Here is an 11,857-nt window from a genome sequence, read left to right as displayed (position 1 = left end):
CAGTAAAATCACTCGTGGGCTGAACCTGTTTATGCTTCGGATAGAAAAACCCTTCTGCAGTCCTGATTGCTGCAGAAGGGTTTGCGTGTTGAAATTTTACTTAGTCATCATTACCATTGCCATTGTTACCGTTGCCGTTGTTAGCAGGCGGAGCGGGAACAGCAGGTTCTTCCGGCTCTTCCGGAATCGGATCGATGACAGGGGCTTCATAAGTATGCACATCGCATACGGTTCTTGGCTGTGTTCCTGTTACAAACAGGTCAGAAGATACGGTTCCTTCGATGTAGCACTGTTCATTCGGTATACCACCGGATTCCATACAGAAGGAAGCGGTTGTGAGACCCTGAGGTCTTGAGATGTCTCTTACTTCATGACCTTCATTAAGATAAGCCATGATCTTACCAAAGGCATACTGCGTCACATAGGAGCTGGCGCCTCGATTTGAATCTCCGTTCAGAACCTGAAGAGGTCTGTCTGATCCGAACCAGATGGCTGCTGAGTAGTAAGGTGACAGTCCTGCAAACCACAGGTCTGTCTGCTCATTGTCATCATTTGTTGCGGTACCTGTCTTACCCGCAATGGGCATCGATGTCAGTTTTGTACCAGGTACATTGTTTCTTACGATATCTTTCATGACATCATAGAGAAGGTATGCATTCTGTGCAGAAAGAATCTGCTCAGATTTAGGGATATTCTCCAGTATGATGTTTCCTTCTCCATCGGTAACCTTTGTGTAGAGAATATTTTCTGTGAATATACCACTGTTTCCGAACATACCGTAGGCACCGGCCATGATGAGAGGATTGCCTCCATCCTGATCGTACTGATAGTTTCCGCCCATGGCATACCCGGCAGCACCGATGAACTCAGTGTCTGCAAAGATCAGACCATATTTTTCTCCGAAGCTTCTTACAATATTGACTCTGTCATTTCCCAGTGAATGGAATGTTCTCACTGAAACAGTGTTATAGGAATTCACAATTGCCTTTCTGACAGAAGTATAACCGGTATATCTGAAGTTGACGTTGTTCGGCCATTCGGTTCTGCTAGATGGTGCATCAAGCTCTCTGAAGATATCTGCTTCTGTTCGTTTACTGATCTGTTTATCCAGTGCGGGCGTTCCCAAAGTGATGGCACCGGTTTCCAGAGCAGGCCCATAGATTGTGATGGGCTTTGTGGTGGAACCGATGGGTCTAAGAGAACTGAGCTGGAAAGTAGGGGAGTAGTAGGATCTGTTTGCAGTAGCTGAAGTACTGTCATCTCTACCACCGATAAGCACCTTGACCTGTCCTGTCTTGTAATCCGTAGCGGCAAAGGCGGCTTCCACTTCTTTTCTTTCTGCGATGTATTCACCAGTCATACGATTCTGGTCTGCCAGGGGATCGATATAGGTTGCTTTGATGTTCTCATAATCAGCCAGTACAGACTGGGCGTATTCCTGGGCATCACGGTCCATGGTGGAATGAATCACAAGTCCGCCGTAGGCGAAGAGTTCTTCGATTTCTTCATCCGTATATCCTTTTTCTGATTTCAGATCGCTTTTGACCTGATCCAGTACGGGTCTGGTGAAGTATTCATAGTTGTATTTATCCGATACGATACTGGTCTGGGAAAACTGTATTCCTGTTTCATCAAGAGTTCTGGTGTACAGCTCATGTTCCTGTTCGGTTATCTTTTCGTTCTTCAGCATGGCATTCAAGACAAGTTTTGTTCGATTGATGTACTTGCTCGGATTTGCCATGGAACTCTGTGAAAAAGCATAGTAGTTACTTGGGCTCTGGGTTGTTCCTGCGATATATGCTGCTTCAAGAACATTCAGTTCATTGGCTGATTTATTGAAGTACTGTCTTGCTGCGGCTTCCACGCCATTGGCTCTGCCGCCAAGGAAAACACTGTTCAGATAGGTTTCAAGAATCTGATCCTTTGTCAGCATTTTTTCAGCATGAAGTGCCATGAATATTTCCTTGATTTTACGCTCGTATTTCTGTTCTCTCGTGAGGAAGGTGTTCTTGATCATCTGCTGAGTCAGGGTGGAACCACCCTGCATGTCTCTGTTTCCAGTGACCTGTCCGACGATATCACGAATGGTGACGCCGATGGTTCGTCTGTAATCCACACCTTTATGTTTTTCGAATCTTTCATCCTCAATGGAGATGAAAGCGTCGACTATATTCTGTCCCATATTTTCAAGGGCAAGCGGGAAACGGACTTCATCTGTGTGGATCAGGTCCATCTGGTTGCCTTCGTTATCAAGAACTATACTGGGTTCATTCAGTGCCAGAAAACGGCTGACGTTCACCTCAGGGGCGTCTTCTGCGATTTCTAATACGATTTTTGCCACATATAGACTACCAGCTATGGTAGCGATGATTAATGCGATCAAAAAGAATTTCATAAATTTTGCAAAAACAGTGAAAGAATTCGTTGTTGCATTCTTTCTGGTATTCGGTTTTTGGATCATCTTTTTACCTCCGTAAAAATTTTTACTCTATGTATTATAGCATAAAAGATGCCCTACCTAGTAGTAGAGCATCTTTATTAAACTCTTAAGATTCAATGATATTTTGTTCCGGGTTCATCAATGAACCCACAGCACTATTTCCAGTTGAACACATAGGGTACATTTCTGTAATGATCTCCATAATTAAGGCCATATCCTACGACAAATACATCTTCGATCTCGAAGCAGCAGTAGTCTGGTCTGATATCTACGGTTCTTCTGGATGGTTTATCAAGAAGCGTACAGGTCTTCACGCTGCGAGCTCCTTTTTCCTTCACATAATTCACGACGAAATCCATGGTGATTCCTGTATCTACAATATCATCAACAATAAGTACATCGTATCCTTCAATATTATCCGGTACATCATTCACGACTTTGCAGGAACCTTGAGTGGTTTCGCTGTGGCCATATGAAGAAGTTGTCATGAATCCGATTGTCGTGTTCACATCAATAGCTCTGACAAGATCTGCAGTGAATATGAAACTACCTCTCAGAAGAGATAATACATAAAGTTTTTTACCTTCATAGTCTTTTGAAATATGTGCTCCTGTCTCCTTGACCTTTTCCCGTATTTCCTCTTCTGTTATCAGTATATTTCTTTCTCTATCTTCCATCAATCACATCACCGTTTCCTTTCAAAGTATACATATTAAACTAAATAATATATAATTGATGTGAATATGTCAAGAACCTTGCGAAAAAGGAGGAAATCTTGTGATAACAGGTAATATAGATGGAGTAAGAAAGAGAATTCTCGATGAACTGGAAGAAATATTTGATATAAAAACAGCAAAATATTCATTCATCGATGATAGCATCATTGAGATCATGCTCAAGGCTACGAGGGAACTGAACAGAGAAATCAGTGTCCTGGTGGACCGGAAAGGTAAGGTGGCAGAGGTCACCATCGGTGACAGCAGCACCGTATCCATGCCGCTGGTGGATCTCAGAGACAATAAGCTTTCCAGAGTCAGAGTGGTTCATACTCATCCTAATGGAAACCCGAATCTTTCAGCGCTGGATGTATCCGCACTGGTGAAGATGAAGCTGGATTCGATTGTTGCAATCGGAGTTTCAGATCATCCTGAAGTTGTGATGGGTTTTCTTACAGTGGAGAACCAGAAGGTCCATGTGGAAGCAACGAAACCCATGTCCATAGAAGATGCCCAGAGATTCAATATCATAGATCGAATTGTATATAATGAGGGGCTTCTTCTGGATGCGGAAGATCTGGAGGAAGATGATGAAAGAGCAGTCCTTATTGGCCTGGATTCAGAAGAGAGCCTCGTCGAGCTGGCTGAACTGGCCAATGCAGCAGAGGTGTCAGTAGGAGAGGTTGTTTTTCAGAATCGTGCTTCTCAGGATAATGCATTTTATATCGGGAAAGGTAAAGTCAGTGAAGTAAGAGATGTACTGCAGCTCTCCAGAAGTAATCTCGTCATAGCGGATGATGAGCTTACAGGCTCTCAGATAAGGAACCTGGAAGATGAACTTGGCGTTAAAGTCATTGACAGAACTACGCTGATTCTTGAAATTTTTGCGCGAAGAGCAAGAAGCAAGGAAGCGAAGCTTCAGGTTGAACTGGCACAGCTTAAATACAGAATGTCAAGACTGATCGGTCTTGGAACCGTTATGTCAAGAACAGGCGGAGGAATCGGAACCAGAGGACCTGGAGAGCAGCAGCTGGAAATCGACAGACGAAAAATAAGAGATCGTGTCAACGATCTTAAGAATGAACTGAAGAAAGTGGTCGCAATCAGAAATGTGCAGCGTGAAAATCGGAACCAGAATGAGATACAGAGAATATCTCTGGTTGGATACACAAACTCCGGTAAGTCCACATTGAGAAATGCACTGGCTGACATGGCTTCCAAAGATTCCATTGTGAAGAGCAAAGTGCTGGAGAAAGATATGCTATTTGCTACACTGGATACGACAACAAGAGCGATTTCATTTGAGGATAACAGAGTGGTTACACTTACAGATACCGTCGGTTTTGTGAGAAAACTTCCTCATGACCTTATCGAAGCATTCAAATCGACACTGGAAGAAGTGATTTATTCCGATCTTCTGGTTCACGTCATCGATGGTTCAGTGGATGACTGCTATGCACAGGCTATGGCAGTGGACGAGGTGCTGGAAGAAATAGGAGCGGGAAATACAGACAGAATCATAGCCGTCAATAAGATCGACAAAGGAAAGAGTTATAGAACGGAAGATGTGGAGAAGCTTTATGAAGGCAAATATCCCATAGTTGAGATTTCCGCTAAAAATGGTACCAACCTCAAAAGACTCATGGAACAGATGGCTTCGGCACTACCAGACAACCTGGTCGAAATCGAGGCGGTCATTCCTTATGATATGCAGAAACTTGTATCCCTTCTTCATGAAAAGGGAACTGTGATCAGTGAAGAATATGAAGAGACAGGCACTAAGATCAGAGCGAAAGTGCCACAGAGAGAACTGCATCAATACAAAGAGTTCATCAGGGGAGGTAAAGATGAGGGATTTGATCATTGAGTATCAGAAAGTATACCAGCAGGTAACACAGAATATGAATGAAACAAAAGAAATTCTTGCTTCGTTTGTATTTGGCAGCATGGTCACCGGTGACCTCTGGGAGAATTCCGATATTGATTTCTTTGTTATTTATGAAGGGGATGAGAAGGGCATACGGAATGTGTATTCCAGTGAGAATGGTGTACCTGTGCACTTCAAAGTCATGAGTAAAAAGGAATTTATGGTTCTGAAGGGACTGGAAGTGAAAGGAAGCTTTCTTCATAGAATCTTCTCCTCATCAAAAATGGTCTTTTCCAAAGATGCGGAAATCACTTCAAGATATAACAACCTGAGGTTTTATCCGGAGATGGACAGAAGAAAGTGGACCTTGTCCTATTTAGGGAGGCTGATCAAAAGTATAGATTCCACAGATAAGTTTCTGCACAACAGAAAGCTTTATGGAGCCTATAACAGTCTTCTGGATTCCATGGAACTCTATGCATCCATCTTTGTTAACTCAAGAGGATATCAGATTTCAAAGGATACCATCAGTACTGCCACGGGACTGGATCATGAGTTCGAGGAGAAGTATCACTACCTCGTTTCAGGTGAAGACCTGGAAAAGAAGATCGTGACCGTAAATAAATACCTTAAACAGACTATAGACAGGGAAATAAATGATGCTTCTGAAGTCATACTCGCTTATTTCAGAGAAAAATCTCACCCTATGAGTGCAAGAGACATCACAGAAGATGAATTCTTCGCCAATTTTGAAATACAGATGGAAGGGATACTCAATCTTCTGTACTCGAAAAATCTTCTGAAAAGAGAATTCAGAGCAGTTACTACCCCACTGGGGAAGGAACTGATCAAAGAGAATGTGTACAGTCTCTGATGGGATATAGAACAGTCGGCAACGCTGTTGAGCGTGAATTCACCGAGAAAAAGTCTGTATTCATAGGGATAGCAAAGCGAGTATTTACTGAAGAAGAAGCGAAACAGTTTATTTCGGAGATCAAAAGCAGATATAAGGATGCCAGGCACCATGTTTATGCTTACACGATAGAAGAAGATATGCACATACAAAGGTACAGCGATGATGGGGAGCCTCACGGAACCGGGGGGATTCCGATTCTTGATGTAATCAGAAAAAACGATCTTAGAAATGTATGTGTAGTTGTGGTCAGATATTTTGGAGGAATACTCTTAGGTGCGGGTGGGCTTACTCGCGCCTATGTCAAGGGTGCCGCAGATGCCATTGAGGCAGCGGGAGTGGTTGAGAGAGTGTCTGGCCATCAGATCGATCTCATATTAGAGTACGATCTTTTCGGAAAGCTGCAGTACTTCTTAAAGGAAAATCAGATAGACATCAAAGATACACAATACACGGATAAAGTGAAAGCCAGTGTATTTGTTGAGACAATACAGAAGGAGCAAATTGTCCAGGAAATGATGAATCTGACAGCAGGGAAGGTGGAGATCGAAATTCTGGAAGAAGAACTTTTCTATAAAAGAGGAAAGAAGCTGCTGAAGGAGTTTGAAGAGTAGGAAATGAAGTGATATAATTATTTCTTGGAAGAATTGGAGGGATCAAACATGTCAGGACATTCAAAATGGCATAATATTCAAGCGAAAAAGAATAAAATGGATGCCAAAAGAGGAAAGATTTTCACTAAAATCGGAAAAGAACTGATGATGGCAGCTAAGGAAGGAACAAATCCTGATAACAATGCGAAGCTGAGAGACATCATCGCAAAGGCGAAAGCAGCCAATATGCCGAACGACAATATCGCCAGAGTGATAAAAAAAGCTGCTGGAGATACGGGTAGTGCAGATTACGAAGAAATGGTCTATGAAGGGTATGGACCCAATGGAGTTGCTGTTATTGTCGAGGCATATACAGACAATAAAAACAGAACCGCTGGAAATGTGAGACATATCTTCGATAAACATGGCGGTAATCTTGGTACGACAGGTTCTGTTACATTCATGTTCAATAAAAAAGGTCAGATCATCATAGAGAAGACGGATGAACTGGATGAAGAAGAACTGATGATGCTGGCTTTAGAGAGCGGAGCTGAAGATTTCATCACACAGGATACAGTCTTTGAAATCATTACAGAACCCGAAAATTTTGATGCGGTAAAAGCGGCAATCGAAGATGCGGGGATTGAGATTCTGGAAGGTGAAGTGACGATGATTCCGAATGTGACCACAAGTCTGGATCTTGAAACATCTGAGATCGTTCAGAAGCTTGTCGATACATTACTGGAAGATGATGATGTGGACAACGTCTATCATAATGCTGATTTTGATGAGAATTTTGAAGAAAACTGATGATAGGAAAATGTAGGTGAGGGTATGATCGAATTTCTTGAACGATTTGAACCAACGACACAGGCGCTGTTCGCCACGCTTTTTACATGGGGTGTGACTGCGCTAGGTGCGTCACTGGTATTTTTCTTTAAAACCATCAATAAGAAGGTATTTGACACGATGCTGGGGTTCGCGGCAGGAGTAATGATTGCGGCCAGTTTCTGGTCACTGATCAGTCCTGGGCTGGATCTTGCGGAAGAAATGGGATATACACCATGGATCGTTGCTGCAGCTGGATTTATGGGGGGAGGCTTGTTCCTTTTCATTGTGGACAAAAGTCTCCCACATATGCATTTAGGACTTGCACCAAAGGAAAAGGAAGGTCCTAAGACTTCCTGGCAGAGAAGCGTGCTCCTGGTGCTTGCCATAACAATGCACAACATTCCAGAAGGATTGGCTGTGGGAGTAGCTTTCGGCGCTGTTGCAGCGGGAATTGAATCGGCAACGCTCACTGGTGCCATCGTACTTGCTGTAGGTATCGGAATTCAGAATTTTCCTGAAGGTGCTGCGGTCTCCATTCCACTTCGTAGAGAAGGGATGGGACGAGGAAAAGCATTCCTTTATGGTCAGGCTTCAGGTATTGTCGAACCTGTAGCAGGAGTCCTCGGTGCGTTGCTGGTTTTAAGTATGAGAAGAATACTGCCATTTGCATTGTGTTTCGCAGCGGGTGCGATGATTTATGTCGTTGCGGAGGAACTGATTCCAGAAGCTCAGTCAAATAAGAATTCGGATTATGCTACCATGGGCGTCATGGTGGGATTTACAATCATGATGGTCCTTGATGTTGCGCTAGGGTAACAGGCTATAAATGAACTCGGGTATGCCCGAGTTCATTTATTTGCCGCAAGAAGGAAAATTAAACAAATATTAATTCTTTGAAAAGAATCATATAATGTTAACCATGTATAGTGGATGTACAAGTAAGTAGGTGATGGATTGTGAAATGTTCTAATTGCGGACATTTAAATGTTGAAGGAAGCAGATACTGTAACCAGTGCGCTTTTTCGCTGAATTCGAATAAAGTGAGTCTTGGCCAGTATGAAGATGGTGACCAGGCAATTTATGCTGCGGAAAAACAGGAAAGAAGCGGCAAATATATGGAAGACAGTAGTCGTCCCTTCTCATCGGTGATCCGTGCACCTGAAGGATCAGATGAAATCATTTATGATCGTGATGTCCAAACTCAGAAAGTGAAGAGGCCTGTAGTTCTGAAAATGACGCTGGTGATCTTCTGGCGCTTTTTGTTTTTGTCGGATACAACGTTGTCAAATTTGCCGTAGACACTCAGCAAAGCCGGATCACTCAGGCTGAAATCAAAAGAGAGCAACAGGCGCAGGCGGAAGAACTGAAGAAACTCGAGAATTATCGGGAAAAGTTCAATACGGTGATCCTGAGCTTTGAAGAGCAGGGTCAGATCATCGATGAGAACATCAAAGGGCTGACCACTTTGCGAATCAACAGGTTTGCAAAAGGACTTGGCCTTGGAGATGTATTTGATAAGATCGTCAACACAGTGCTGGATGTGTCTAAGGTAAATGAGCTGAAGACCAACAGCGATACGCTGAATGTGCTTGTGGACGAACTGATGAACCCCCCGGAAACCTTCGCTTCAAAATATGAGACACTGCTTACATTAAGAAATATGGAGAAAAAGATAATTGAGACCATTTCAGGTAAACTGACAGCGGATTCGAAATCCGATCTGGAAGACCTCCACGAAGAATACAACCAGTTACTGGTTGACCTGAACAGATAAAGAAAGCCATGGCTGCAGTCATGGTTTTTTATTTTGGAGAAAATTTCAGGAGGCTATTGATTTCTGCTGCACTTATGCTTATAATATAAACATAAGTTAACTTAATAAGCTTTTGTTTAATGAAAAGAGGTGATTATCATAACGCAGAGAGAACTGGAAATTATTGAGATCATCAGGATCAACCCTTTTGTATCTCAGCAGGAGATTGCAGATCTTCTGAACATAACAAGATCATCTGTAGCAGTTCATATCACAAATCTCGTTAAGAAGGGTATCATCCGAGGAAGAGGATATGTGATTGATGAGAGAGATCATGTTTCGGTCATCGGTGGAGCCAATGTGGATATCGTAGGCTATCCCTTTGATGAACTCAGAAAATCGGATTCGAATCCTGGTGAAGTGAATGTGTCCATCGGAGGCGTCGGAAGAAACATTGCGGAAAATCTGGCTAAACTTGGAAATCATACAAAAATGTTCACTGTGGTTGGTGAGGATGTCCATGGAGACAAGATCATCAGCGAATCAGAAGCATCAGGCATCGACATGAGTCATGTGAGCAGGGTATCAGCATATGGGACGGGGACTTATCTGGCAGTACTGAACAGAGAAAACGATATGGATGTGGCCATCGCATCAATGAACATCTTCCAGAAACTGGACAGAAAGTATATTGATGACAACAGGCAGATCATTTCAAAAAGCAAAGTGATTGTATTTGACACGAACCTGGAAGAAGATGTTCTTCAGTACGCAGTGCAGCTGTTTAAGGATAACGTGCTTTTTCTGGACACCGTTTCCCACACGAAAGCACTGAGAGCGAAAAAGATCATTGGATACTTTCACACCATTAAGCCCAATCGAATCGAAGCGGAAGCCTTATCAGGTATAAAGATTTCAGGGAAACCGGATCTTGAGAAAGCCGCGAAGTTTTTTCATGAACAGGGTGTTGTCAATGTATTCATCACGCTTGGCGAAGAAGGTGTATTCTACAGCAATGGGCGTAGCAGCGGACTTATGAAGGCGAAAAGAATCATTCCTAAAAACGCAACGGGTGCAGGTGATGCTTTTCAGGCGGCTCTTGTCCATGCGGAGCTCAAGGAGATGTCCATAGAAGAGAAAACAAGATTTTCCATGGCTGCATCCATCTTGGCCATGAGTGCACATACAACCATCAATCCTGAAATGTCGGTAATGAAAATTGAAGAAATAATGAAAAATATGGAGGAAAAATAATATGAATCAGTACGTAGTAAAAAGTCAAGAGGTTAAGGAAGCACTGGAAAAGGGGCAGGCGGTAGTAGCGTTAGAGTCTACAATCATTTCACATGGTATGCCTTATCCGAAGAATGTGGAAACCGCTCTGGAAGTGGAAAGAATCATCAGAGAGAACGGTGCAGTGCCAGCTACCATAGGCATTATCGGTGGCGTGCTGAAGGCAGGTCTTACAGAAGAGGAAATCGACTATATGGGGAAAACTTCAGGCATCGCAAAGGTATCCAGAAGGGATATTCCATACATAGTGTCAGAAAAGCTCGATGGAGCAACCACAGTGGCATCTACCATGATCATTGCGGAAATGGCTGGAATCAGGATCTTCGCAACGGGTGGCATCGGTGGAGTACACAGAGGAGCTGAAACTACAATGGACATCTCTGCAGACCTGGAAGAGCTTGCAGGAACAGATGTTGCTGTGGTATGTGCTGGAGCGAAATCCATCCTGGATATCGGTCTTACACTGGAATATCTGGAAACAAAGGGTGTGCCTGTATATGGTTACGGTACTGAAGAGCTTCCCGCTTTCTACACAAGAAAGAGCGGTTTCAAGGTGGATTACAGAATCGACGAGCCTAAGGAAATGGCAGAAGTGCTGAAGACCAAATGGGATCTTGGATTAAGCGGCGGTGCACTTATCGCGAATCCGATTCCTGAAGCGTACTCCATGGATGAGGCTTTCATCACAAAAGTGATCGAAGACGCGGTTTCCGAAGCGAAAGCCAAGGGAATCAAAGGAAAAGATACTACACCGTTTCTGCTTGCAAAGATAAAGGAAATCACCGGAGGAGACTCACTGGAGTCCAATATTCAGCTTGTATACAGCAATGCGAAAGTAGCGGCCCAGGTTGCAGTGGAATATATGAATCTGTAGTCCCTGTTTAATCCACGTTTAATGTTTATCTTATAAAATGACATCATAAACAATAAATGATTTGATTGGAGAAGATGAATTAATGGGTGGACAGAGCTTTATAGGGGCAATCATTACAATGTTCATACTCTTTCTCGTAGTTAGTTTTGCCATAACATTACTGCCCTACATTCTATTAGGGATTTTAATTTTGTATGTTTACAGAAAAATGATCAGACCTCTATTTGCTGGAAATAATCAAAGAGAGAATTTCAAGGAAAATAACTATTACAGAACGAATGTGGAAAAAGAGGAAGAACCGCCTGTTGTGAACCAGGTGAAGAGTGTTCATGATGATGTGTTCTTCCGGCAGGACCACAAAGTGGTTGATGTGGATTACGACGAAGAGGATAAATAAGAACGAATCTGTAGAAGAGATTGAGACGATGTTTCAGTCTCTTTTTTGTGGAAGTCTTATTTCTAAATTATGTGGAAACATGATAAGATAGATTAGGAATAATTTGTGAAGGGTGTAAACAGCTAAAATTCCGTGCAATTGGGTAAAAACGGTTCGTTAAATCCAAATAGTTGATTAAGG

The 11,857-nt window shown here is 42.8% G+C and carries 12 protein-coding genes; 10 read left to right on the top strand and 2 right to left on the bottom strand.

Going from position 1 to position 11,857, the window contains the following annotated elements; genetic code table 11:
• Positions 1 to 100 precede the first annotated feature (100 nt).
• The gene (locus ACHAL6_RS10130) at positions 101 to 2,383 is read right to left on the bottom strand and encodes a transglycosylase domain-containing protein (RefSeq protein WP_395270551.1); all 2,283 of its coding nucleotides are present in this window, start codon (positions 2,381 to 2,383) and stop codon (positions 101 to 103) included.
• A gap of 212 nt (positions 2,384 to 2,595) precedes the next feature.
• Entirely contained in the window at positions 2,596 to 3,117 is a 522-nt protein-coding gene (gene hpt, locus ACHAL6_RS10125) for a hypoxanthine phosphoribosyltransferase (protein ID WP_395270550.1), read from the bottom strand.
• Positions 3,118 to 3,217: 100 nt separating this feature from the next.
• On the opposite strand from hpt, the gene hflX reads away from it, so the two are divergent.
• From hflX to ACHAL6_RS10075, 10 genes are all read left to right on the top strand, one after another.
• Positions 3,218 to 5,023 carry a GTPase HflX gene (hflX, locus tag ACHAL6_RS10120; RefSeq protein WP_395270549.1) on the top strand — a complete coding sequence of 602 codons (1,806 nt, stop codon included), beginning with the start codon at positions 3,218 to 3,220 and terminating at the stop codon, positions 5,021 to 5,023.
• Positions 5,004 to 5,897 carry a nucleotidyltransferase domain-containing protein gene (locus ACHAL6_RS10115; protein ID WP_395270548.1) on the top strand — a complete coding sequence of 298 codons (894 nt, stop codon included), beginning with the start codon at positions 5,004 to 5,006 and terminating at the stop codon, positions 5,895 to 5,897. Before hflX ends, ACHAL6_RS10115 begins: the two co-directional genes overlap by 20 nt.
• Positions 5,897 to 6,550: a YigZ family protein gene (locus ACHAL6_RS10110; protein WP_395270547.1), complete on the top strand. Its 654-nt coding sequence runs from the start codon at positions 5,897 to 5,899 to the stop codon at positions 6,548 to 6,550. Before ACHAL6_RS10115 ends, ACHAL6_RS10110 begins: the two co-directional genes overlap by 1 nt.
• 48 nt (positions 6,551 to 6,598) lie before the next feature.
• Positions 6,599 to 7,339, top strand: a complete 741-nt coding sequence (locus ACHAL6_RS10105) for a YebC/PmpR family DNA-binding transcriptional regulator (protein WP_395270546.1) — start codon at positions 6,599 to 6,601, stop codon at positions 7,337 to 7,339.
• Positions 7,340 to 7,366: 27 nt separating this feature from the next.
• Positions 7,367 to 8,176, top strand: a complete 810-nt coding sequence (locus tag ACHAL6_RS10100) for a ZIP family metal transporter (protein ID WP_395270554.1) — start codon at positions 7,367 to 7,369, stop codon at positions 8,174 to 8,176.
• Positions 8,177 to 8,316: 140 nt separating this feature from the next.
• Positions 8,317 to 8,658: a hypothetical protein gene (locus ACHAL6_RS10095; protein WP_395270545.1), complete on the top strand. Its 342-nt coding sequence runs from the start codon at positions 8,317 to 8,319 to the stop codon at positions 8,656 to 8,658.
• 104 nt (positions 8,659 to 8,762) lie between these two features.
• Complete coding sequence (locus ACHAL6_RS10090) at positions 8,763 to 9,134, top strand: hypothetical protein (RefSeq protein WP_395270543.1); 372 nt, start codon at positions 8,763 to 8,765, stop codon at positions 9,132 to 9,134.
• 129 nt (positions 9,135 to 9,263) lie between these two features.
• A complete protein-coding gene (locus ACHAL6_RS10085) occupies positions 9,264 to 10,367 on the top strand; it encodes a PfkB family carbohydrate kinase (protein ID WP_395270541.1) in 1,104 nt (367 codons plus the stop codon).
• A 1-nt stretch (position 10,368) separates the two neighbouring features.
• The gene (locus ACHAL6_RS10080; protein WP_395270540.1) at positions 10,369 to 11,280 is read left to right on the top strand and encodes a pseudouridine-5'-phosphate glycosidase; all 912 of its coding nucleotides are present in this window, start codon (positions 10,369 to 10,371) and stop codon (positions 11,278 to 11,280) included.
• Positions 11,281 to 11,470: 190 nt separating this feature from the next.
• Positions 11,471 to 11,677, top strand: coding sequence for a hypothetical protein (locus tag ACHAL6_RS10075; protein WP_395270538.1), 207 nt, complete (start codon positions 11,471 to 11,473; stop codon positions 11,675 to 11,677).
• Positions 11,678 to 11,857: the final 180 nt, after the last annotated feature.

Source organism: Proteiniclasticum sp. C24MP, assembly GCF_043951855.1.
GTDB lineage: Bacteria > Bacillota > Clostridia > Clostridiales > Clostridiaceae > Proteiniclasticum.
This window is presented reverse-complemented; position numbering and strand designations above follow the sequence as displayed.